Consider the following 26,055-nt stretch of genomic DNA (forward strand, 5'->3'; position numbering starts at 1 on the left):
ACCCGCTTAATAGCGGGTTAATAAAATACAATGTTTTTTTCATCAAAACTATATACACTGCCTTCATCCATATAAAGGTTAGTATGAATAAATGTCATATACTCATACAATCCCGTTTTTTCATTTAATCTAACTGGTAAACTTTCTTGATATTTATAAAAATCAATATCAATATCTTCAGCTTCTTCAAAATCTCCCTTAGGAAATAAACAGGCCAAAGATTCTTCATCAATATTACGTTTCTCTAAATCAACAATTACAGGATCAGTGATATTAGCTGGATGATCATTTTTACCTAAATATGGTATAAAAATACATTTTTTGTTTATTATAGCTTTAGCTAATTTATTTGCCTCCTCATTATCCAACAAAACAATAATATCCCAGCAAGGATCTTCTAGCCATTGTTCTTTTATAATTAAATTACCACCCTGTTCTTTGGAAGCATAACCAACCGAGTTGTTATAATACTGTATTTTTTTTGAAAAATAACCTTTTTTATTATGAGGCAAAATAGATAATTTGATATCTTTTAATTTTTGATAAAACTCTGGTAGTTCAATCGTATTATTATAGCCCTGATAACCTAAAATTGCCCCAAATATTCCTAATAGCGCAACTTTATGAATATTACCAAAAGTAAAATAATAATATGTATTGACCTCCGGACGCTTAAAAAAAGCTGTTTTACCACTTAAAGTAAATTTAAGTGCCTGCATATATTACACCTCTTTTTTAGTAATCAGGTTATAAGTTTTTGCTTTTTGTAAATTAGATTCTAAAACTGTTGTTTCAGGATTATAATATATTTCAATATTTAAAACATCTTCTAATTCATTTAACATGTTACATTCAATTGTAATCTTGTTAACATCTGTTTTTTCAAAACTAATATACTCACTTAAATTTGGTAAATATGTATCCAATTTAGTTTCCACAAATAAAGCAAATTCATTTTGACATCCCTCTTTAGCATTTGATGAAAAAGAAGTTGCTGCTACTAAAGCCGTTCTTTTAAAATTTAAATAATCTTCTTCAGTGTAGCCATCTGTGACTCCTAAAGCCACAAATTCTTTATAAGCACTAGGATTAATTGAAAAAGGATAGAAATAATGCGCTTCATTACTAACGATCTTAGTACCTAAAGTTGAATTTTTTGCTTCTTCATCTTTTTCTTTATCTTTTGAACTATCTCTAAATGGTGATAAGATTTGTTGTTCTTCAGCTACACTTTCACTATATTTATTAATTCCCTGCCCAAACTGAACAGCACCAGTAATTGAGATATTATTTTTAGCTTCTGCAAATGTTGCTCCAAAGTTTTTAACATCAACCGCACTCATTAAATTAGACAATACTTCTTTAGCATCTTTACATTTTCCTAAATCATCAACATCAAATAATTTTTCATATCTTTCTTTTAATGAATTAGGTACTAATGTTACAGTGCCATCTTTCTGTGGTGAAAATTTCATTGATTTCATATATAAAACTTTTTGACCTTCATTATCCCACATCTTTTTCATTGGGTATTTTAAAGCCTTATCACTACCAAAAATCGTTCCATCAGATAAGCTTTTTGGATAGCCAGAAAAATCAGCGTTCCAATTCGACATTATTGAAGATATTCCAATTACTCCGTATACTCTTTTATCCATTTTCCTTTTCTCCCTTTTCATAAATTAAATTTTCTCCTAAATATCCAGCTAATAACATTCCTTGATCAATTTTATTTACATCAAGATATTCCATAATCATCGAAAACATATAATTAAACCGTGTTTTCCCTACAAATAAACTGTAATTATACCGCTGATAAAACTGTTTTAATTTTATTTTTAAAACCCGATCATTTCTAATAACAATAAATTGATTAATAATATCCTGAGTTTTATTTTTAGCCTTACTTTTTGATTGCAGATAAGCTAGTGCTTGACCAACCGCAAAGCTATACTCTAAATCATTTTCAATTACATCTTGATGCTCGCTATTTATTTTAGTTCGCAAGCTCTCTCTTACATTTTCCATATTATTCTCCTGTTTATTAAAATATTTATCTAAAGCAAAATAAAGATTTAACTGCTTTTGAGCTAATCTTATATATTCTTTTCTAATTGAATTAATTACAACCCCTAATGCTGCTTTTGGTAATATATATCCAATATTATCAACTCTTCCAGCACGTGTCCAAGCAAAAATTGCATTCCTACAGGTTAAAAGATTACTCTTGTAAACACTATCTGTTTTGATAGCTTTTATGTCATCCGGAGCGGTAAAATAATTATTAATTAAATACTTAGAAAACAAAATATTATTAATTAATTTTTCAACGTCATTACGATATTTATATTCTCGATAACATTCGTCGTCTAAAGCACCAATAACATTTTCAAAATCAAATAAAGGATTTAGATATTGTTTATAATCAGTAACAACATCCATATAGTGTATTTCTAATTCTTTACCTTTTTTAGTTTTAAGATAAAATCCATTAAATCCCTTATCTATATTTTCAGTATTATCTAAACAATAGATTCTTTTATCATCGTCTTCATTTATGTATACATTGCTCTTACCAGTACTTACTCGATTTAACAAATAATCAAAAAACTGTTTTTGTAATAATGCATCTTCTAAGGAAACCATATATGGAATTTTATGCATCCTGGTTTTATTTTCTAAAAAAGGCTTCTTAGCATTTAACTGCAGATTATAATTGGGTAATCCATAAACCGTACCGTTATCATAAACATTATAATCATTGCAATTAAATATCTTGGTTAAAAGATAACGATTTCCTTCATCAATATATAATTGGTCATCTACTTCAAAAAAGATTTTTAAATAATCCTTCTCATTATAATCAACGCCTTCTAAATTATATATATGCTCTTTTAACCATTGCTTATTATGTAACAATCTTTGTTGATCAATCCCACTAATATTATCATTTACAAAATTATACATCTGTAAATCTTTACCTTTATATTTGTCTTGGGGATTTTCTAAAGCCTTGAAGTATCTTTCAATTGCTTCATCATTCATTTTACCATTATTAAAACTTTCCTTTTTTACAAATAATGATAAATAATTATTGGAATGAATCGTTTTTCCTGGATCTTGTGGTTTATTCATACTCACTAACTGACTTTGATAATCATAAAAACATAATTTATCATATATTTCATCTTCTGGCTTTTCGATTAAACAATGATCTTTTTTTGAATATTTAATTTTTTCAACATCATAAGTACCGTCGCTATGTACTAAAACATAATCCCCGTCAGCCAAAATTATTGTATTTAAAACTAAATTTGTATTATCTTTAAGCTCTTGCTTAAAAATTCGTAAACATTCATCAAGCATTATATAACCTCCTTTCAATAATATATGTAATTAACAAAACCAAATCCTCTGGCGTTCATTTCTAACAAACCTGCTCCAATAGCTAACATTGCTAATTTTTGAGCATTATCATTTTCCGCAATTTCTAATTCAATCATATCCCCTAACAATTTAATTCCTTTATATTTTCTTGATACTGGAACTTTATTTTTAAAATTGATTTGATAATATAATTGAAAATCTTCATTAATTTCTTCACCAGTTATATCTTTGTATTTTTTGATTAAATTAGTTTTTAATCGTTTTTCAAAATTCTCTGTTTTAATGCTGTTTTTCCAGTATCCCTGCTCTGTTTTTAAAATCACTGGTGTAAGTGTATATATTTTTTTGATTAATTTTGGTTTAATTATTTTAACCTCAGCGGTCAAACCTTGAAATTCTTTAGTCCGATTTTTAGCTAAAGTATCATATAAATATTGAGCTAATTGATAATCTAACGTTCTTATTCTAAACACATACGAATTATCTTTTTGATAAACCCCATTTTTAGCTAAAGGATACAAACTATCAAAGGTATAAAACTTATACTGATTAGTCTCATGTATACCTAAAAACATATTATCTTTAACCATTACACTATCAATAAAGTATGCTAAATAAGTCTGTGTTTCTTCAATTTTTATATCTTTCAATAAATATAATTTTATCTTTATTTCATATACATCCATCTCTATACTCTCCATTTTTTTACATATTTTTATTATAATATATATTTATCTCATAAGCAAAAGCGCTTACATTAATAACAACAAAAATTAACTGTTATTATTTTCTAGTAAAAATATTTTTTAATTATGTTTAATACTATATTAAATAGGCGTCTTTTTTAGGATTGATACTAATATTTATAGTATCTATATTTACATTTTTCACCTCATTACTTACGTTTTTATTTTTTGATTAATTTTATTCTCACTTACGCACTTTTCCCCCTTTTCATATCTTAATAAAAAAATATATTAACTTAGCCCCTTAAAAATCAACTCCCTACTATTACTTTTAATCATTGCTCTAATAAAAAATATGTGATTATAATAAAAAAACCTATTAGAATTACAATCATAATGATTGTAATTTTCTATATAGGTTTATTATAATTATTTTATTAATATCGTAATAAATTTACAATGTGATATTGGTTTAATTACTACACTATTATCAACAACATTTATTTGCTCAATCTTCTCTTCCTTTAAATTAGTATAATATGCTTCACTTATATCAAAATTAAAAGTTAGTTTATCACCAATATCCTGATGATCTTTACCATTAAATAGACGAATTATATATCCTTCACCATCTTCACTTTTTTTGATTGCACTAACAACTAAGTTATTTTCACTTTCAAATAACGAATTAGTAACTGGTAAAATTTGTTTCTCATCTTCTTGGGCAAAAATCAATCTACCATTTAAGAAATCAGCATATTCATATACTTCGATTGGAGTATTATATGCTTTTGCGAGAACATCAATATTTGAATTGTTAATATTACAATTAAAAGTTGTAAATCCTAATTTAAAATCCATTTCTTTTAATAACTGGGCAGCTGGAGTTGCAATGATTCTTTCGCCTGAAGCTCGACCGGGGCGATAAACTAAATTTTCTTTACCCATAAAACCATATGTTCTAAACAATGTTAATCTAATTTGATTTCCTTGCTCACCAATGATTTCATATTCGCGAACCCCTTGGGGAATAACCGCAATTCCTCTACTTTTATTGGCAAGAGCAACATAGCTTTGCGTTGGTTCAATTGATATTGGTGGTTCTTGCCAAGTAGATTGATCATTGACCCAATTAGCTAATTCTTTTGGTTTTTCTGCCTTCTCCTGGTTTCCTAACCCTTCAAGATATAACTCCATTTCTTTATCATAAGTGTTTGGTCGTTTGATCAAACCAAACTGCTGATCAGCATAATTGAATTTAGTCGTCAGCGCACTATCAAATAAGATGCATAAACGATGTGATAATCCTTGATTATCGACATGTACGTTTAGATCAATTATATTTGAACCTTTTCTTAAAACCACTTCTAAAGTTACTGGTAACTTAATACTTGTCTGTTGTTTAGCCCGTTCTTGTAAATCAGCAGGAATATCCATTTTATAATTGATCGTTGTCTTTTGATAAAGACTAGAGCCAGTTATCTGGTAATCAAATTCACTGTTAATAGAAAATATTTCTAAATCCTGACGTGGCGGCGAGTAATTGAAGCTGTCACCATCATCACCATTTTCAACAAGAACAGCTTGATTTTGATAATGATAATCAGCTAGTTTATCATAGATATCAAGACTTCCTTGCTTATTAACTGTAATTTGATAATACTCATTTTCCATGCTTGTTATTTCTTGAAGATCGTCATTAGATTTATCATCCAAATCAATTGTATATTGCACATAACCTAATGCTGGTACATCTCTAGCTTCGATGGCAATCTTTGCTTGATAGACTACACTTGGCAAATAAATATTTTTACTAGGATTTAATCGAATTGTTTGTGATAAAACATAGTCCGTAAGATCTGTTTTTTCAATTACAGTATATTTAACATGGTTACCATGATTATCCTTAATTGCAAAATTATCAGCTGGTAAATATGTTTCAAAAATAATTGTATCATTACGTTTTTTTGGTAATGTATTAAATAATGTTAAGGTGATCTCATTATTAGTTTTATTCTTGATTTTAGTTGCAATCAAACGTGAATGTAACTCAACTAAATTAACCGCAATATCCCGAGCTTGTTTATAGCGCATATATACATCTTCATTAGCGTTATCAGAAATACATGATCCAATTGAATCATGAGCTGCATTTTCAAATAACAATTTCCAAATCTCACTAACTGCACTATGGGGATAATCATTACCTAAATGATACGACATTGTTAACATCGGTTCTAAAATATTAGTAACATAATTTTGTACTTGCGTATTTAACACTTTCAAATCACTTCGCGATGAAAAAATCGATTTATGAATCCGCATATGCTTGGCAATTACTAATTCACCACTCACTTCTTCTAAATCAGGTTTTTCACTCTTTACATCTTTAATATAGTCTTCAACACAACTAATAATGTATTCATTATCAGGATCTTTTTCATTTCTTTCCTTAATCAAATCAGGAAGATTTTTACGAATAGGAGCCTGATCAAAACCATTAGGGAAGTAAATATGTTTTGTAGCACTACGGCTGCCGGCTTTTTCAAAACATTCTTTTTGCCAAAACTCATCACTTGCTTTATCATCTTCAGGTATATTTCCACCAATATAATAACCAAAAGGAATTTGGGTAGTAAAAACAACACTGCCATCATCACCACGCCAATTATAATCGGTATGTTTGACCATATCATCACTAACGCCTCGCCAAAATAAAGTATCTTCAATTCCAAACTGGCGATATATTTGAGGCATATTACCTGACTGTCCAAATGAATCAGGAACATAACCCACATTCATATACTCTCCGAAAGTTTCACAACACTTCATTCCATAATACATATTTCGAACGATACTTTCACCAGAAATTACTAGTTGATCACTTTGAGTATACCAAGGTCCAATGATTAATTTTTTAGCTTGGACAAGTTTTTTAATTCTTTGTTTATCTTGTGGCATCCATTTAATGTAATCTTCTAATAATGAACCTTGAGCATCGACCATAAAATATTTAAAATCATTATTTGTCTCTAATGTATCTAAAACGTCTTTAAGATCTTTCATTAAATAAACTTTTGATCTTGAAGTTGTAAAATACCATTCTCGATCCCAATGTGAATGAGGGATCACATGTACTTTTCTTTTCATATTAACTCCTTTAATTTAATAGGAAGATTTTCATCTTCCTATTTTTTATTCAATTACTATTTCAATATCATCAACTGATATTGTCTCTTCTTCATCTTTATCATCATTAAAATCAACAACCATTGGTGCTACAATTGCAATAAATAAAGCTCCAACAATAATTCCAACAAGATAAGCCCAACCACCAGTGATTGAAACAAATCCATACATTCCTCCAACTGGCGGAATATCAGCAGTTGCTCCAAGTAAACAACAGATTCCTGCTCCTAAAGCTCCACCAATCATATTAATAGGAATTAAACGGCTAGCCTTAACTAATGTAAAAGGAATCGCTCCTTCGGTAATACCAATAAATCCCATAACCCAGTTACCTTTACCGGCTTCTTTAAAACTTGGTGAAAAACGATTTTTCTTAATTACAGTAGCAATTGCATATGCTAATGGGGGAATACAAATAGCACAATTAATATATACATTTGGTTGATAAATTCCTTCTGTCATTAAAACATTTCCAGCCATCCATGCTGACTTATTGATTGGTCCACCCATATCTGAAGCAATCATTGCTCCTAAAACTAATGAAAGGATCAATTGGCTAGTTCCACCACTACACATATCTCTTAACCACGATACTAAAGCATCATTAATTGAGGCTAGTGGAGTCGCAAGAATAACTCCCATAATTATAGCAACGGCACCAGTTGCTAAAAATGGTAAAATAACTAACGGCATCATTTGCTGCATTGAATCAGGTAATTTGATATGTTCTTTACCCCATTTTACAATATATCCAGCGATAAACGCAGCAATAACAGCTCCTAAAAAACCGGCTTTTGTATTACTAGCTAATGCCCCACCAATTAAACCAGCTCCAATAGCAGGTTTGTCAGCAATTGAAAAGGCAATGAAACCAGCTAATACAGTATTAACTAAGCCAATACCTGTCCAACCTACCTGCTCTAATAAATATAAGATGTGTAAGAACCCATCTTTTGTTGCATAAGCATCAAGACTATTGATTCCCATCGCTACCCCTATCAATTTTGGAATAGCCACAACTAGTGATGCCCCAATAATTAAAGGTAGCATATAACCAATTCCTGACATTATATGTCCTTTAGCATCTTTTAAAAACTTTTTCATTCGTTTTACCTCTCTTTTCATATTTTATGTTATAATGAGAGTACACACTACTCACTATAGTTTTGTGTATGCAATTTGACTCCGCCAAGTTAAATTGCTTTTTTATTTTTGTGTTGCTTGAACACATTTTTTTATGACCGCCTCCGGAGCTTTGATACAAGTTGTAATATCAATTCTAATTACCGGTTTTCCTTCAAAACGCTCCATTCCTAGAATTTTTTGATCTGATGCTACAATTACAAAAGCTGCTTCTTTAGCCTCTTCCTCAGTAATCTTGTTGACCTGACCCATACTTCCTTGCTGCTCCATTTTTAAATCATAACCTAATTTAGCTCCTGCTTTTTCTAAGGCTTTAGCTGCCATAGGTGTGTGTGCTAATCCCGCAGGACAAGCGGCAATACCAACGATTTTCATTTAATCTACCTCCATATTTTTTAATATATAATCTTTTAGCGCCGATTTATTAGTTGAAGATTTTACCGTATTCTTAAACTCATCTTCTAATAAACAAGTAGCTAATTTAGATATCATCTGTAAATGAAGATTTCCTTCATTTTGTTCAGGAACTAACAATGAAAATAAATAATTCACTTTTTTATCATCCATAGTTCCCCACTCAATTGCTTCATCAGTTCTTAAATATAAAATTGCAGCCTTTTTGACATGGTTACTACGTGCATGCGGAATTGCGAATCCATCTTGCAATCCTGTTGGAAATTCTGCTTCACGTTTTATTAAATCTTCAAGCAGTCCTTCTCGATTGTCACAAATATTATATTCATGGGCTTTGTCTGCAATAAACCCTAATAATTGATTTTTATTCGTCACTTTCACATCCAAAAATATATAATCTTCATTAAGCATTCCGTTACTACCTCCTTGCTACAACTATAGTCTATCTTGAATCTAAATTTATTTCAATCAATGCTATTTCCACTTATTAACGGAAACTTTTACTTTATAAACATCAAGATTTCCAAAATAAAATGGAAATCAATTATTTGCAATCAAAAATAATTATCTATACAATATAGACATAATAAGGAAGGAATCGTGATAATGATGTTTCCATACAATCGTTTAAATGAAATATTTGACTATGTCAGACAAGATAATATAGTATCTGCAAGTCAGTTATCAGTTCTATTAAACATCACAGATAGAACGATCCGTAGTGATATTCAGGCAATTAATGAAATTCTTGAAAAAAATGGAGCAAAAATAAAATTAAAAAGAAAAGCTGGATATTATATTGAGATCAATGATCAAGAAAAATATAATACTTTTTTATGCTCAATAAAACAAACAAGAACTAGTAATTTAGAATTAGACAGTTCTCAAGATCGGATTAAATATTTATTAAATTTATTATTATATAGTGATGAATATATGAGTCTAGATGATTTGGCTGATAATATCTATGTGAGTAAAAATACGTTACAAAACTATATTAAAACTTTAAAAGCTATTTTTTCAAAATATAATCTTGAATATATCTCAAAAACTAATGTCGGGGTCAAAATAATTGGTAATGAAGATGATAAACGCAAATGTCTAGTTGAAAATGTTTTATCGTACAACTTTCAAAACTATGTTACCGGCTTTACAAAAGATGAATATACTCTTTTTGAGGGAATTGATCTAGATCTTCTTAAACAAATTATCTCTAATAAATTAAAAAATGCACATATAAAAACAAATGATTTTAATTTTAAAAACCTAATCATCCATTTTGCTTTAATGATCTCAAGAATTCAATTTGACTGTTATATCAATACGAACAATACTATTAAAATTGATGATAATTATACTGATTTTATTGATGATATTGCAAATGAAATTGAGTATACTTTTAATATTACGATTAGTGAAGGTGAAAAAAAATATATTTATTCACATTTAGTAGCCAATACACAATTAAACGACTTAGTCGATAATGATAATAAAATCAAGGAGTTAGTAGAAGAATTATTGAATAATATATATTTTGATTATAATTTTGATTTGCGTAATGATGAAATTTTGTCACATGACCTCTTTTTACATTTTAAATCTATCTTAAATACTAAATCATTTGCGTTAAATAAACGAAATCCATTATTAAATACCATTAAAACTAATTTTCCTTTAGCATTTGATATTACTTTAACGTGTACCGCAAAAATCTTTAATAAGCCACCCTATATTTTAACTGAAGATGAAGTTGGTTATGTTTCTTTGCATATCGGAGCTGCGATTGAGCGTTGTTTTTCAGGAAGCCTTCAAAACAAAAGTGTTATTTTAGTCTGTGGTTCTGGTCAAGCTACAACAAGAATGTTAGAAGCTAGATTAAATGTTTTCTTTAAAGATAAGATAACAATTGTTCGTAAAGCTTCATATAACGAATTTATTAATTATACAAAAAGAGAATTATTGAATATTGACTTTGTTATTTCTACAATACCATTAAAGAGTGAACATATTCCTACCATTACTGTTGACTTTGCTTTAAATAATCAAGATATCGAAGCAATCTCTAAATTTCTAACATCAATTTCTTTAAATAAAATGAAGAAATCAAATAAATTTTTTGATAAAAACCTCTTTATTCATTTAGATGGAATAGACTCTAAAGAATCTTTATTAAAACAAATGTGTCAATTAATGGAAAAACAAAATATTGTTGATAGCAATTATTTTGATTGTGTTATGGAACGTGAAAATTTAGCAAAAACTAATATGAATGAAGTATTTGCATTACCACATCCTATGCGCCTATGTGCTAAAGATACTAAAGTTGCTGTTGCTATCATCGATAAACCATTAACCTGGTATCAACAAGATACGGTTCAGATTATCTTTTTACTAGCAATAAAACAAGGTGACCAACAAGACATTGAGCACCTTTATGATATCTTTATTGAAATTGTTAATAATGCTAAGTTACAGCAAAGTATTATTCATAGTTATAATTATGATAGTTTTATTAATAATTTATTAGAGAATATGGAGTAATCTTATTAAGACTCAAACATCGACCTATTTTGGTGTTTGAGTTTTTTATTTATAAAATCTTTTGCATTTCCTCAATTAAAACTTTACGGGTTGGATATTTATCAACTATTTGTATAAAAATACTATTACGTTAAAACGTAACAACTCTATTGCAACACTATTTTTTAATAAAAATTGTAATAACATATATCATTTATTAAAAACTTTTCCTGATAATGAAATTATGGAACTCGATGAAGAGCTGTTAAAAAGTTTAGGTAATAAAATATGGGAATTTGATGGTGTTTATAAAAATTGGAACACATATAACGAACTTATTGATAAAATTCCTTATACAAATCACCACACAAATATTGTTTTTAGTATATTTAATATTAATAAAGATTTTTCATTATTAGAAATAGTAGACTTTTTTAAATCACTGGAACAAAAAGGTTACAATAATGAAAACATGTATTTTATCATTAGTTTATGTAATGATAACATTAATAAGTATGCTTTATTATACACTATCTAAATATAAAGAAAGTACACATATTAATATTTTATATCTCTTTTCTTTAAATAAAATCCTATTGTTGATATAATAGCTTCTAGGAGTGTGAATTAAATGAAAACAGTAAAAGTAGTAGCTGCGATTATAAAAAAAGATAACAAAATACTAATTGCCAGTAGAAAAAAAGGGGAGTTTGCTGGCATGTTTGAATTTCCTGGAGGAAAAATTGAACCTGGAGAATCTGGAGAACAAGCTCTTATTAGAGAAATTCAAGAAGAACTAGAAACAACAATTATTATTGAAGAATTTTTTATGAATGTGAATTATAAATATCCAACATTTATCTTAGATATGGATTGCTATTTATGTACTTTAAAAGATAATCATATTAAACTAAATGACCATAACAGTATAAGATGGATTTCATTAGATGAACAAAATATTAATTGGATTCCCGCCGACATACAAATATTTGATACATTAAAAAAACGAGGAATTTTACATGACACTAACAATTGATTATCATAAAAATTTAAATGCGCTAAATACAGTTGATAAAACATACCAACCCCAATTGTTGTTTAATGATTATAAACAAGGTATGAAACTATCTCATGAACTTGTACAACAACTAAACTCTTGTGATAGTTTTGAATTATCAATTGCCTTTATCAGCATGTCAGGACTTGCAACAATCAAACAAACTTTATTAGATTTGGAAGAAAAGAATATTCCTGGAAAAATAATTACTTCCACGTATCTAGGATTTAATGAGCCCCGTACGTTTCAAGAATTACTTAAATTTAAAAATTTAGATGTTAGAATTTATGATGATGAAAAGGCTGGTTTTCATCCAAAAGGATATATTTTCAAAAAGGAAAATACTTTTAATATTATTGTAGGAAGTTCAAATTTAACCCAATCTGCTTTATCAATAAACCAAGAATGGAACTTAAAGTTTTCATCGACCAATAATACAAATATTGTTGAACAAATAAAAAAAGAATTTAATCAACAATGGGAAAACTCTATTTCTTTAACAAATGATTGGATTGAAGAATATAAAAAAAATTATGTTAAACCTATTAAATCAGTTACTAATATTATAAAAAAAGAAATAAAACCTAATAAAATGCAACGAGCTGCATTAGATTCATTAAAATCAATTAGAAACGAAAATAAAAATAAGGCTTTACTTATTTCTGCAACCGGTACAGGCAAAACATTTTTAAGTGCTTTTGATGTGAAAAATGTTAATCCCAAAAGAATGTTATTTGTTGTCCATCGAGAAAATATTGCTAGAACAGCAATGTTGTCATTTGAAAAAATAATAAATAATCATAGTTTCGGTGTATTCACAGGTAACAATAAAGATATTAATGCTGATTATATATTTTCGACAATCCAGACAATTCATAAAAAAGAATATCGTGAAATGTTTAATCCAAATGATTTTGATTATATCATTATTGATGAAGTTCACCGTGCTGGAGCTAATTCATACCAAGAGTTAGTAAACTATTTCACCCCTAAATTCATGTTAGGTATGTCTGCAACACCAGAGCGTAGTGATGATTTCGATATTTATAAAATGTTTGATTATAACATTGCGTATGAAATTAGACTACAACAAGCAATGGAATATGACTTATTATGTCCCTTTCATTATTATGGTATTACAGATATTCAAGTTAATGGAGAATCACTGGATGATAAAACAGATTTTAACAATCTTGTTTCCAAAGACCGAGTTAAGCATATAATAGAACAAATAAATCGTTATGGATATTCAGGCGATCGTGTTCGGGGATTAGTTTTTTGTAGTCGTAAAGATGAAGCAACGGAACTATCTAACTTATTCAATACCCGTGGTTACAAGACTATATCTTTAACCGGTGAAAATACTGAAGCACAACGCCGTGATGCGATGAACAGACTTGAAAGTGATGATTTAGTTAATTGCTTAGATTATATTTTTACAGTAGATATATTTAATGAAGGAATTGATATTCCTAAAGTTAATCAAGTTATCATGCTACGTCCAACTGAATCAGCAATTGTTTTTGTTCAACAGCTAGGACGTGGTCTACGTAAAGATCCTTCTAAAGAATATGTTGTTATTATTGATTTTATTGGAAATTATGAAAAGAACTTTTTGATTCCTATTGCATTAAGCGGTAGTCTAAGCTATAACAAAGATACTTTAAGAAGATTCGTAAGTGAAGGTTCTTTAATTATTCCAGGTGCATCAACAGTTAATTTTGATTTGATTTCTAAAAAGAAAATTTTTGAATCGATTGATAAAGCAAATTTTAGTGATATTAAAATCATTAAGGAAAGTTATCAACAATTAAAACAAAAACTAGGTAAAATTCCTAGTTTAAAAGATTTTGATAAATATGAATCTATTGATGTCTTAAGAATTTTTCAAAATAAAAATTTAGGTTCATATCATAAATTCCTAACAAAATACGAAAAAGAATATAATGTTAAATTCAGCTCTGTTCAAGAACAATATCTTACTTATATCTCAACCAAACTTGCATCAGGAAAACGAATTCATGAATTAGAAGCAATTAAAATTGCAATTGAAAAACATACTAATTTACTTGATAATTTAAAAGAATCTTTGTTGAATAACTATAATCTTAATTTACCTAAAATAACTTATCAGACAATCATTAATATTCTAAGTCAAAATTTTGCTACTGGCTCATCAAAAGCAACATTTAAAGATGCTATATTTATTGATGAAAACCTCAATACTTCTGCACAATTTAAAATGTTATTAGCTGATCAAGAATTTAAAAAACAAATAATTGAATTACTCGATTTTGGAATAAATCGTTATAAACAAAATTATACGAATACATATAAAGATACCTCACTATGCCTATATAAAAAATACACTTATGAAGATGTTTGCCGCTTATTAAATTGGGAAAAAAATTTAGTTCCACTTAATATAGGTGGATATAAGTACGATAAACATACCAACACTTTTCCTGTGTTTATTAATTATGATAAAGAAGAAGGCATTAGCGAATCTATCAAATACGAGGATAGATTAGTAGATCAAAATACTATAATTTGTTTTTCTAAGCCAAGGCGTACGATTGAATCCGAAGATGTAGTTAAAATATATAGTGAAAAAACTAATCATGTTAAAATCCATCTATTTATTAGAAAAAATAAAGATGATGAAGCCTCTAAAGAATTTTACTATTTAGGTCTAATGCACGCTTATGGCGAACCAATTCAAACAACTATGTCCAATACAAACAATAATGTTGTTCAATTTACTTATAAATTGGAAAATGAGATAAGAAAAGATATTTACGACTATATAACAAATAACGATTAGATCAAATAAAATCTAATCGTTATTTTACATAACTACATTACATTTAAAATTACACTTGAAAATAGGCTTATGACTAAAGAAATAATATTAAATTAATGATAAATTTAATATTATTAAAAAAATCTTCCTTGCTTCAATCTCATCATAATCATTTGAAAGCATTTTGATTAATTGATGATATTTATTTAATCACATATTTACTCTTTCAATTTTTAAAAACTCCCTAATATATTTTTTATAAATTTTCATAGTTTCATTTTATTTTTCCATTATTATATCATCTATGTATAATTTGCTTATATAATCTTTATTTCACGCAATGACAATTATTAAAATTACTTTGAAAATTACACAACAACAAAATTAAAAGTAAAGATTGATTTTTATACTTTCATAAAAAATAGAATAATTATATGAAATTTTTACTAGACAATACCTAAAACAGCTATATAAAAAGTTCGCTAATATAACGAACTTTTATATTTTTATAAAGACATTCCCGCATAGAATCCATCACGTATAGCATTAGCAACCTTACCAATTTTTTCACTATCCCCAACAATTCTTGTTTTAGTTGGATAAATATTTCTAATTTCTTCAGCTAATTCACGATTTGGTTTCATTCCAAATGCTCTAATAATCGTATCCGCTTTACAAACAACTTCTTGTTCATCTTTTTGATAAGTAATGCCATCATTATTAAACTCAATAACTTTAGCACCGGTAATCACATTAATTTTATATTCATCAATCTTTGCAAAAATTGAAGCCTGGTTAATAAATAATACATCTTTAGCAATACTATCAGCCATCTCAATTATTGTAACATTTTTACCATGTTCACTAGCAAGTTCAATGGCACTATCAATACCTGACAATCCCCCACCACACATAATGACATTTTCACCTTTAACCATACCTTTGTGCATATGTGCGTCAATTACACTAATTACATTCTCATTATTGATACCATTTATTGGAGGTATAATTTCATCTGCTCCACAGGCCACAATAATTTGATCTGCATTTTTTAAAATTTGATCATCTGCTTTTACTTCATAATTAAAGTGTATTATTACATCCAATTTATTTAATTGTACTTCAAACCATTTAACTAATTTCTTTAATTGATCCTTAAATTTTGGTGTCGCAGCAACACTTAATTGTCCACCAATCATATTAGTCTTTTCATAAATTTCCACATTATGTCCTTCAGCAGCAGCTACTCTAGCAGCTTCTAATCCAGCAGGTCCTGCACCAATCACAACAATATTTTTTACTTGACTACATGGCTTAATTGCAAAACGTTCTTCTTCACATGCTTGAGGATTTACTGCACAACTCAACTTAGTAAGACGTCCGACAATTCTCCCTACACATTCTTCATTGCAGCGAATACATGGGCGAACATCCTCTTCATGATCATTCATTAATTTATTTACTGTATCTGGATCCGCAATAAATTGACGACCAAACATAACAAAGTCAGCATCTTTAGATTCAATTAATCGAAGTGCTGATTCAGGTGTATGATTTCCAGCATTCATGATCGGAATATTTACATGTTTGCGCGCTTCTTTGCATACATAATCCATACAAGCATCACCTAAATATGCAGTTGGGAAAATATAATCAATCCGTTCATAACATCCTGCGTCAATATCTAAAGCATCTACCCCAGCTTTTTCTAAAATCTCAATTAATTCCATACTTTCATCCAAGGTTCTACCCTCTGCAAATAGATGATCTAAAGCAATTCTAAATATAACTGGTAAATCAACTGCCTGTTTTATAGATTGCACAATTTCTGTAGCAAAACGCATTCTATTTTCAGCACTACCACCATATTCATCAGTTCGCTTATTCCATACAGGCGACATGAATTGATCAACCAAATAGCCCGCATGTCCATGAATTTCTATTGCATCAAAACCAGCGTTTTTAGCAATTATTGCGCTATTAGCAAACTCTGTCATAATTTTTTTAATATCTTCTTTACTCAATGGACGACACTTCATTTCAGGATTAAATGTTGATGGTGTATCACTTGAAGAGAATGGTGGTTCTCCATACATGTTAGGAAAAGCATTTCTTCCAGTTCCACAACTAATTTGACAACAAATTTTTGCCCCCCAACGATGTGTCGCTTCAACTACAGTTGTCAATTGAGGAATAACGTAACTATTTTGTAAGACTCCTTCTAATGATCCTTGTGCTAAATCAGGATTTAAAAATTGACATCCCATAATGATCAATCCAACCCCACCTTTAGCTCGCGCTTCAAAATAATCAATTTCATCATTAGCAATACATCCATCAATATGTGAAGAATTAGTTCCCATTGGTGCCATAACAAAACGATTTTTCACTTCCATATTACCTATTTTAAAAGGTGTAAATAATGCATCGTATTTCATATAAATTACCTCCGTCGATATTTAAATTTTATCTTTCTTGTTAAAAAAATACCATGGGCAAAAATACAAATATTTAATTACTGGTTGTGCAAATTGCACAACTACATTTATAATATAAAGGAGGTGAGCTTATGAAAGATATGTATGAATTTCTATTCAATGGATTAATAAATCATAATCTGCATCAGTTTATGAAACAATTATACGAATATTTCCATCATCCAATGGTCTTATGTGATGTGAATTATGTAGTTTTGGCACAACATCCAAATCAACAAATTGGAGATATGCTCTTTGATCACATGCAAGAACATCAAAAAGTAGCAGTTGAGATGCTCCCATTTATCCAATTAGGTAATTATCAAAAAGATTTGGATCAAAATAATAATGTTATCTATGTCGATTACGGAGTTGGGCAGACAATTCCACGAATTATTGCAGCAATAACAGACAATGATAATATTATTGGTTACTTATGCATTTTATTTGCAGATGGCAAGCCATCATCTGAAATATTCAGTTTTATCAGTAAATTAGCTAAAACTATCGCATCTATTATTTGTCACAGCAAAACCGGCTATAATTATAATCGTTACGAATATTTTGCAATAATGAATTACTTATTCTCAAATGACAATATAAATAAACATGATTTAGAAAAATTATTACCTGCACAACCCAATAATTTTAGCAGAGATTACTGTATTATTACTACAAAGGTAGGCTTAAAAAGCAATGAGATAGTGTATTTAAATCAACTTCATCAGCATATTATTACTTTACCAAATACATATTCTTATCTCCAAGATAACTGCTTATATATTTTAATTACCGGGCTTAATAGAGCAACAAAAAACAATATTATTAATAAAGTAAAAAGTTTAATAACTGCTGTAAATATTTATAAATTAAAGTTTGGTATTAGTTATATTTTCGATAATCTGTTAGATATTAATATTTATAAACAACAAGCACTGAAAGCTTACGATTTAAGTAAACAGCAATTTACTTTTTTTGAAGATATTGCTTTAGAATCATTTTTTACTACTAGTTCATACAAGATATATCTCCATCCACTTATTACAAAACTAAAACAAATTGATGAATCAACTAAGAATGATTATTATCATACTTTAAAATCGTATATTTGTAATTTTGGTGACTCTCATAAAACAATTGAACAATTGGCTATCCACCGCAATACACTACTTTATCGTTTAGAAAAGATCAAGGAACTTACCAATGTTGATTTACATGATGAGAAATTATGCACATTGCTGCTAATCAGTTTTTTTCTTGCTGAAAACAATTAAATCATTATCAGCATAAAGTTTGTTAATTTATTTCAATATTTTGGTATAATAACAATTGAGCTGCTCTATTAAATAAGCCCAAATATGATAGTCGTATATAGAAGTAGATTAGCTAAGATGATTATAGAATCAAATTTTTCTTTATCGACAAAAGTCTTAACAGTTAAGATAAGATTATCACATCTATCAGGATTGTTAGGGAAGTTATATTAAAAATGTCCTGATTAAAGTTCATTGCATAAACTTGATTGTTTTGAGTTGATTCATCAATATCTACATAGAGTGTATTCATAAAATCAGCACCTTTCAATTGAAATATAACTAAAAATAAATACTTGACTAACCTCTGTTCTTTAGATATGTCATAATCTCGCCATAAGAATAAAACAATATTAATCAAGGCTACGCATCAAAATATATTGAATAAACAATATTCGATGAGGTAATTCATTCTAAAATTGAAAGACGGACTCATTAAGTAGAATGCAGCAAGGTGAAAAAGAATATTATTACTTAGGAAAATCCAATATGAAATTAAGATTGTAAAGGTGCTGTAATCTTTACAAAATATATTATACGAGGTGATAGAAAATGAAAGAATGGGATTTATCGAAATTATATCAATCATTTGATGATTCTAGTTTTACTACTGATTTTAACCAAATCATTAAATTACAAAAACAAATAAATACATATCGTAATAACAATGATGAAAAATCATTAGAAAATTATTTAGTCGATTTAATAAAATTAAATCAACTAATTGAAAAAGTAGCTAATTATATTAGTTTAACTTTATCAGTCGATACAACAAATAGCATTGCTTTAAAATATAGCGATCAGCTAGATAACCTTTTAGCTTCTTTTGTTGAAGATGAAGTCTTAAATCAACAATGGATCAGTACTTTTAAGCTTGATTCATTAAAATCAAACTTAATCAAGGAACATCTATTTATTTTAAAAGAAATTCAGCAAAATCAAAAATACACTTTAGATAAAAAGAGTGAGAGCATCATTGCACACATGCAAAATACTGGTAGTAATGCTTTTAGCAAACTAAAAGATCAATTAATTTCATCAATTGAAGTAACTATCGAGGACCAAACCTACCCTCTAACTTCGGTTTTAAATATGGCCTATGATAAGGATCGCGAAATACGTAAAAAAGCTTACCAAGCAGAAATAAACAGTTATCAAGATAAAGAACAGGCTATTGCTGCTTGTTTAAACGGAATCAAAGGAGAAGTACTCTATACTACTAAATTAAGAGGGTATGAAAATGAACTAGAAAGAACCCTTATCAATGCACGAATGTCAAAAGAAACATTAGATGTTTTATTAACTGTGATGCAAGAAAACCTTAGTGTCTTTAGGGATTATCTAAAAACTAAAGCTACTGCCCTTGGATATCAAAACGGATTACCTTGGTTTGAGCTTTATGCCCCTGTTATCGAAGATCATGACAGTCATCCATACGAAAAAAGCTGCCAATTTATTATTAATCAATTTAGTACCTTTTCTGAACATTTAGGTACTTTTGCGAAAAAAGCAATTGAAAATAATTGGATTGATGTTTATCCCCAAAGCGGTAAAGTTGGCGGAGCCTTTTGTTGCAATCTTCATAGTATCAAGGAAAGTCGTTTTTTATTAAATTATGGTGACAGCTTTTCTGATGCAATTACGATGGCTCACGAGCTAGGTCATGGCTTTCATGGTGAATGTTTAAATGATGAATCTATTTTAAATAGTGACTATCCTATGCCAATTGCGGAGACTGCTTCAACTTTTTGCGAAACAATTGTAACTAAAGCTGCTTTAAAAAAAGCTAATGATCAGACGAAACTAAGCTTATTAGAAGATGAATTATCAGGAGCTACCCAAGTAATCGTCGATATCTACTCTAGATACTTATTTGAAAGTCGTTTTTTTGAAAAAAGAGAAACTGGTGCTTTGTCAGTAGAAGAGATCAAAGAACTAATGATTCAGGCTCAAAAAGATGCTTATGGAGATGGTTTAGATCATCAATATCTTCATCCATATATGTGGACCTGGAAACCACACTATTATTATGCAGATTGTTCTTTTTATAATTTTCCTTATGCTTTCGGTCTTCTTTTAGCTAAAGGATTATACACTATTTACCAAAAAGAAGGTTCAAAATTTAGCAATACTTATGAAAAATTATTATCCTTAACAGGGAAAATGTCATTAGAAGATGTTTGTTCAAGTGTTAATATTAATTTAAAAGATAAGTCATTCTGGCAAGCATCAATCAATACTTTTAAAGAAGATCTCACCTTATATAAACAATTATTAAATAAAGATGTTATATCACAATAAAGAGATATAACATCTTTTTACTTTATAAAGTATCTAATAAAAACAATTAACTTATCAAATCAATTACTTTATATTATAAAAGTTTATTGTTTAGAAGCTTTTATTTTAAGCTTTTTTGAATTTCGTGATTAAATTCACTTTTCCAATCCGTTGGATAAGTTCTTGTATTTTTTAAAAGCTCTTCTACAAAATCAGCAACATCATCTCCAGTTATTTCTAAAACTGATCTTCGTACTGCTGCCCTTCTTCAAATAATTCAAGTAACCCCATTGAATTTCAAGCATATCATATCCTGACCCGGATACAAACTGCCACATATATGCTTGAATTTTTTTTAAACACACTGCTAATCAGCCGGTAATTGCTCTACCCTTTTCATATGCGTTCGATATTCCTTTTTACTTTTTATCATTATTTTAATATTAAAATAATCATCAAAAAATTTATTCATTTTTACCACTCTCCTTTAATTCATTAAGTTTATCAGTCATAAATTCCCATTTTGTCCAAAAGAGTCGTAATTTTTCACGTCCACTTTCATTTAAAGAATAAAATTTTCTTGGAGGTCCCATTTTAGACAACTTTTTTTGAATCTTAACTAATCCACTCTTTTCAAGCCTAACTAATATAGTATAAACTGTTCCTTCCACAACCTCTGTAAATCCTAACTGATTGAGTCGTCTTGTAATCTCATATCCATATGTTTCTTCTTGATTAATTATTTCTAAAACACAGCCTTCTAATATTCCTTTTAATATCTCTGTTATATCCTTCAAGTCAACTACTCCTCCCTACTTATAAGTCCATGTATTCAGTAATGCTAAGTACTGCTATATAATAAATAGTAGTATGTCTATCAATATAAATTAGTGAGTATAGCATCTAAAAATAATCTTTTTAGTATTATAAAATTAGCTTCTTTTATAAGTAAAGAAGCATCTATCACTATATCTTGCCATTATCATGATATAATATATTTATCAAAATAAAGGAGCTGAAATTATGAATGCTAAAGATATCTTAACTCATTATCAAAATTTTGCAGTAATCGGTGTAACGACAAATCCTGATAAATTTGGCTACAAGATTTATCAACGTTTAAATGAAATAGAAAAAACTGTGTATGGGGTTTCACCTATTTATAAAGAAATTGATGGAAAGTCAACTTTTCCCAATCTAACTGCCATTAAAAATAAAATTGACGTTGCTGTGTTTGTTGTTAGTCCAAAATTTGGAATAGATTATATTAAAGAATGTAACCAGCTTAATATCAAACATATCTGGTTACAGCCAGGTACTTATAATGATGATTTGATTTCTTTGATTAATGAAAATAATCTTAATTATTATCAAAATTGTGTTTTAATAGAAAGTCAAGATTTATAAAATCAGTTTTAAACTGATTTTTTGTTTAACTTAATATTAATTTCATTTGCAATGGCTATAATATTAATAGGAGGTTTATATGAAAAAAATATATTATAATGGTGATATTCTAACGATGGAAAATAGTGATTATGAAGCTATTTATGTAGAAGATGGTGTGATTAAAAAATGTGGTAATTATTCTGAAATAAAAAATCTAGTCTGTGCTGATACTGAGTTCATTGATTTACAAGGAAAATGTTTAATGCCCTCTTTTATTGATAGTCATAGTCATGTTGTTTCTTTAGCAAGTACACTTAAACTTGTTGATTTAAGTAAAGCAACAAGTATTGCTCAAATTATTCAATGTTTTAAAAATTATATTGAAGAAAATAATCCTACTTCAGAAGAAATGTTAATAGGTTTTGGCTATGATCATAATTTTCTCAAAGAACAATGCCATCCTACTGCAAGTGATTTAGATAAAATTTCTACCACTAATCCAATTATGACGGCTCATGCATCAGGTCATATGGGTGTAGTCAATACTAAAACAATGCAGCTACTAGGACTAACTGATCAAATTAACGATCCTGTTGGTGGTAAATACGGACGTGATGAGGATGGTCATTTAAATGGTTATCTTGAGGAACAAGCTTTTATTACGATTGCAAGCCAAGGAAGCAAGGAAAATAAAAATTTAAAAACACAAATCCTTGATGCCTTAAAAATCTATGCTAGCTATGGAATCACAACTGTGCAAGAGGGATATATGAAACAGCATGAATTTGATTTATTGAACTCTTTGGCGACAGAAAATAAATTATTTCTCGATGTTGTAGGTTATGTTGATATTAAAAATAATTATTCTTTATATCGGGATAATCAACAATATCATCATTACTTAAATCATTTTAAACTAGGCGGTTATAAGTTATTTCTAGATGGTTCTCCACAAGGAAAAACCGCCTGGTTATCTAAGCCATATGAAAATAGTGGTGACTATTGTGGATATCCGATCTACTTAGATTCAGATGTTAAAAAATTCGTAGATATGGCTATTAATGATAAAGCGCAACTACTAACTCATTGTAACGGTGATGCTGCTTCCAATCAACTACTTGATGCCTTTAATGATCAGTACACACCTCTACGCCCTGTAATGATTCATAGTCAAACCTTAAGACCAGATCAACTACCGCGGCTAAAAAGCATTGGAATGATTCCTAGTTTCTTCATTGCTCATATCTATTATTGGGGTGATATTCACCGCCGTAATCTTGGACAACGTGCTGAATCTATTTCTTGTGTTCATAGTGCTTTAAAATTAGATTTACCTTATACCTTCCATCAAGATACCCCTGTTATTGAGCCAAACATGTTAGAAACGATTTGGTGTGCTGTAAAACGCCAAACCAAAAACGGGGTTACTTTGGGGACAGATGAACAAATATCTGTCTACAACGCATTAAAAGGAGTAACAATTAATGCCGCTTATCAATATTTTGAAGAACACTTGAAAGGGTCTATTAAAGAAGGAAAAAAAGCTGATCTTTTAATCCTTGATCGTAATCCTTGCAAAGTTGCAATCGAGGAAATTCGTCAGATTAAGATCATTGAGACAATTAAAGATGGTATTACAATATATAAAAAAGATATCTAAACGTAGATATCTTTTTTAATACCGAAATTACGAATGCCCTTTATGACCAAATAAGGCCATAATAATTGCAATTATTCGTGCCATATTTTATCCCTTCTTTACTTATTTATATTTATATCATAACACTATTGATCTAATTTAACTCAGCATTAACAAAATCATAACAAAAACATCCTATTTAGTGCCATTTAATTGACTTTTATAGACAAATTTTATTATAATGAAAAGGCATGAAAATTTAATAATAGGAGATAAAAATGGAAACAAAACACAAGCGAAGTAGCTTTTCTGGTCGCCTGGGCTATGTTATGGCAGTAGCTGGTTCTGCTGTCGGGCTCGGGAATATTTGGCGTTTCCCTTATTTAGCAGCTAAATATGGTGGAGGTACTTTTTTATTCACATATTTTATTTTAGCGATTACCTTTGGTTTTGCTTTGCTAATTAGTGAAACTGCCTTGGGAAGAAAAACAAAAAAGAGCCCGATTGCAGCCTATAAACAATTGGGTGCAAAAAAACTTCAATTTGGTGGTTGGCTAAATGCCATCGTGCCAATGCTCATCGTACCTTACTACTGTGTTGTTGGGGGATGGGTTTGTAAATATTTATTTGAATTTATTACAAACAATTCTGCCAGCTTAGTTAGTGATACCTATTTTACTGGTTTTTCATCTTCAACACTACAGCCTGTCATCTGGTTACTTGTCTTTGCTGGAATGGTATTTGGCGTAGTTATGCTAGGTGTTGAAAAAGGAATTGAAAAATGCAGTAAAGTATTAATGCCTGCTTTAGTTGCAATGGCTCTATTCATTGCTTTATATGCATTATTTACACCTGGTGCTATTGAAGGGGTTAAATACTATTTAATTCCTGACTTCTCGCGTTTTTCAATCATGACAGTAGTAGCGGCTATGGGACAAATGTTCTATTCGTTGTCTATCGGGATGGGAATTTTATTTACATATGGTTCATATATGAAACGTGAAATTGATATGGAACAATCAATTACTCAAGTAGAGATAATGGATACATTAATTGCCTTTCTAGCAGGTTTAATGATTATCCCCGCAGTATTTGCTTTTTCTGGTGGAAATCCAGATACACTAAACGCCGGTCCTTCCTTAATGTTTATTACAATGCCAAAAGTATTTGCCAGTATGTCATTTGGTAACATTATTGGATTAGTATTCTTTTTATTAGTACTGTTCGCAGCATTAACTTCAGCAATTTCATTAATGGAATGTTGTGTTTCAATTATTCAAGATCGATATGATTTTTCAAGAAAAAAATGCTGTGTTCTTATTTTTGGAGGAATTGCTTTATTAGGTATTCCATGTTCACTTGGATTTGGTGTTTTAGATTTCATTACACCGCTTGGTTTAAGTATTCTTGATTTCTTTGATTTTATGACAAACTCAATCATGATGCCAATTTCTGCAGCTTGTACATGTCTACTTATCATCAAAGTAACCGGTTTTAAAACAGTTACTGACGAAGTTGAATACAGTTCTAAATTCAAGCGTAAAAAAGCTTATCTATTTTGTATGAAATATGTTGTTGTCCCTGGCCTATTAATAATATTAATTAGTTCAGTCTTATCAACAATGGGGATTATTTCAATTTAAAAAAACAAGTAATGAAATAAATCATTACTTGTTTTTTATTTTATTGTACGCTACACATGCAAAGAAAAATACGGTTATTCCTAAAAGAGTAAGAAATGATAATAATGTAACTGGT

General features: G+C 29.0%; 19 protein-coding genes and 1 pseudogene. 9 read left to right on the forward strand and 11 right to left on the reverse strand.

The features are described 5' to 3' along the window. Positions 1-17: 17 nt before the first annotated feature. From cas5b to KTF99_RS12855, 8 genes are all read right to left on the reverse strand, one after another. Positions 18-719: a type I-B CRISPR-associated protein Cas5b gene (cas5b, locus tag KTF99_RS12820; protein WP_029481303.1), complete on the reverse strand. Its 702-nt coding sequence runs from the start codon at positions 717-719 to the stop codon at positions 18-20. Between the two features lie 3 nt (positions 720-722). Next, positions 723-1,658, reverse strand: coding sequence for a type I CRISPR-associated protein Cas7 (locus KTF99_RS12825; protein ID WP_029481304.1), 936 nt, complete (start codon positions 1,656-1,658; stop codon positions 723-725). Further along, on the reverse strand, positions 1,651-3,366 hold the full coding sequence (locus KTF99_RS12830; protein WP_029481306.1) for a hypothetical protein: 1,716 nt from the start codon (positions 3,364-3,366) through the stop codon (positions 1,651-1,653). Before KTF99_RS12830 ends, KTF99_RS12825 begins: the two co-directional genes overlap by 8 nt. A gap of 14 nt (positions 3,367-3,380) precedes the next feature. After that, the gene (gene cas6 / locus KTF99_RS12835) at positions 3,381-4,073 is read right to left on the reverse strand and encodes a CRISPR-associated endoribonuclease Cas6 (protein ID WP_029481308.1); all 693 of its coding nucleotides are present in this window, start codon (positions 4,071-4,073) and stop codon (positions 3,381-3,383) included. Between the two features lie 429 nt (positions 4,074-4,502). Then, on the reverse strand, positions 4,503-7,223 hold the full coding sequence (gene mngB / locus KTF99_RS12840; protein ID WP_217215601.1) for a mannosylglycerate hydrolase: 2,721 nt from the start codon (positions 7,221-7,223) through the stop codon (positions 4,503-4,505). Between the two features lie 45 nt (positions 7,224-7,268). Further along, positions 7,269-8,366 (reverse strand): PTS fructose transporter subunit IIC, encoded by a 1,098-nt coding sequence (locus tag KTF99_RS12845; RefSeq protein ID WP_008793022.1) that lies wholly within the window; start codon positions 8,364-8,366, stop codon positions 7,269-7,271. 102 nt (positions 8,367-8,468) lie between these two features. Further along, positions 8,469-8,780 carry a PTS fructose transporter subunit IIB gene (locus KTF99_RS12850; RefSeq protein ID WP_003538002.1) on the reverse strand — a complete coding sequence of 104 codons (312 nt, stop codon included), beginning with the start codon at positions 8,778-8,780 and terminating at the stop codon, positions 8,469-8,471. Beyond that, positions 8,781-9,230, reverse strand: coding sequence for a PTS sugar transporter subunit IIA (locus KTF99_RS12855; protein WP_003538001.1), 450 nt, complete (start codon positions 9,228-9,230; stop codon positions 8,781-8,783). A 195-nt stretch (positions 9,231-9,425) separates the two neighbouring features. Between KTF99_RS12855 and KTF99_RS12860 the strand changes: the two genes are divergently transcribed. The 4 genes from KTF99_RS12860 (at position 9,426) to KTF99_RS12875 (ending at position 15,220) form a co-directional block, all read left to right on the forward strand. Continuing rightward, positions 9,426-11,360 carry a BglG family transcription antiterminator gene (locus KTF99_RS12860; protein WP_003538000.1) on the forward strand — a complete coding sequence of 645 codons (1,935 nt, stop codon included), beginning with the start codon at positions 9,426-9,428 and terminating at the stop codon, positions 11,358-11,360. Positions 11,361-11,583: 223 nt separating this feature from the next. Next, complete coding sequence (locus KTF99_RS12865) at positions 11,584-11,877, forward strand: hypothetical protein (RefSeq protein ID WP_226814621.1); 294 nt, start codon at positions 11,584-11,586, stop codon at positions 11,875-11,877. A gap of 93 nt (positions 11,878-11,970) precedes the next feature. Beyond that, positions 11,971-12,375: a (deoxy)nucleoside triphosphate pyrophosphohydrolase gene (locus KTF99_RS12870; RefSeq protein WP_003537997.1), complete on the forward strand. Its 405-nt coding sequence runs from the start codon at positions 11,971-11,973 to the stop codon at positions 12,373-12,375. Further along, positions 12,359-15,220, forward strand: a complete 2,862-nt coding sequence (locus tag KTF99_RS12875; RefSeq protein ID WP_003537996.1) for a DEAD/DEAH box helicase — start codon at positions 12,359-12,361, stop codon at positions 15,218-15,220. Before KTF99_RS12870 ends, KTF99_RS12875 begins: the two co-directional genes overlap by 17 nt. Before the next feature lie 485 nt (positions 15,221-15,705). Here the strand turns inward: KTF99_RS12875 and KTF99_RS12880 are convergent, their stop codons facing one another. Beyond that, positions 15,706-17,637 (reverse strand): NAD(P)/FAD-dependent oxidoreductase, encoded by a 1,932-nt coding sequence (locus KTF99_RS12880; RefSeq protein ID WP_029481310.1) that lies wholly within the window; start codon positions 17,635-17,637, stop codon positions 15,706-15,708. A gap of 131 nt (positions 17,638-17,768) precedes the next feature. Between KTF99_RS12880 and KTF99_RS12885 the strand changes: the two genes are divergently transcribed. Next, the gene (locus KTF99_RS12885) at positions 17,769-18,950 is read left to right on the forward strand and encodes a PucR family transcriptional regulator (RefSeq protein ID WP_003537993.1); all 1,182 of its coding nucleotides are present in this window, start codon (positions 17,769-17,771) and stop codon (positions 18,948-18,950) included. A 591-nt stretch (positions 18,951-19,541) separates the two neighbouring features. After that, on the forward strand, positions 19,542-21,290 hold the full coding sequence (locus tag KTF99_RS12890; protein WP_009009388.1) for a M3 family oligoendopeptidase: 1,749 nt from the start codon (positions 19,542-19,544) through the stop codon (positions 21,288-21,290). Positions 21,291-21,390: 100 nt separating this feature from the next. On the opposite strand, the pseudogene KTF99_RS17665 reads toward KTF99_RS12890, so the two are convergent. Together KTF99_RS17665 and KTF99_RS12900 are read right to left on the reverse strand one after the other, a co-directional pair. Continuing rightward, positions 21,391-21,519: pseudogene (locus tag KTF99_RS17665) on the reverse strand (DUF1048 domain-containing protein); the annotation flags it as partial. 214 nt (positions 21,520-21,733) lie between these two features. After that, entirely contained in the window at positions 21,734-22,066 is a 333-nt protein-coding gene (locus KTF99_RS12900; RefSeq protein ID WP_003537989.1) for a PadR family transcriptional regulator, read from the reverse strand. 226 nt (positions 22,067-22,292) lie between these two features. Here KTF99_RS12900 and KTF99_RS12905 point away from each other — a divergent pair, with 226 nt between their 5' ends. From KTF99_RS12905 to KTF99_RS12915, 3 genes are all read left to right on the forward strand, one after another. Continuing rightward, complete coding sequence (locus tag KTF99_RS12905) at positions 22,293-22,676, forward strand: CoA-binding protein (protein WP_003537988.1); 384 nt, start codon at positions 22,293-22,295, stop codon at positions 22,674-22,676. 79 nt (positions 22,677-22,755) lie between these two features. Beyond that, positions 22,756-24,318, forward strand: a complete 1,563-nt coding sequence (locus KTF99_RS12910; RefSeq protein ID WP_217215603.1) for an amidohydrolase — start codon at positions 22,756-22,758, stop codon at positions 24,316-24,318. Between the two features lie 257 nt (positions 24,319-24,575). Then, the gene (locus KTF99_RS12915; RefSeq protein ID WP_003537985.1) at positions 24,576-25,940 is read left to right on the forward strand and encodes a sodium-dependent transporter; all 1,365 of its coding nucleotides are present in this window, start codon (positions 24,576-24,578) and stop codon (positions 25,938-25,940) included. Positions 25,941-26,055: the final 115 nt, after the last annotated feature.

Origin of the sequence: Erysipelatoclostridium sp. MSK.7.34, from assembly GCF_019041935.1 — a bacterium.
GTDB lineage: Bacteria > Bacillota_I > Bacilli_A > Erysipelotrichales > Coprobacillaceae > Thomasclavelia > Thomasclavelia ramosa.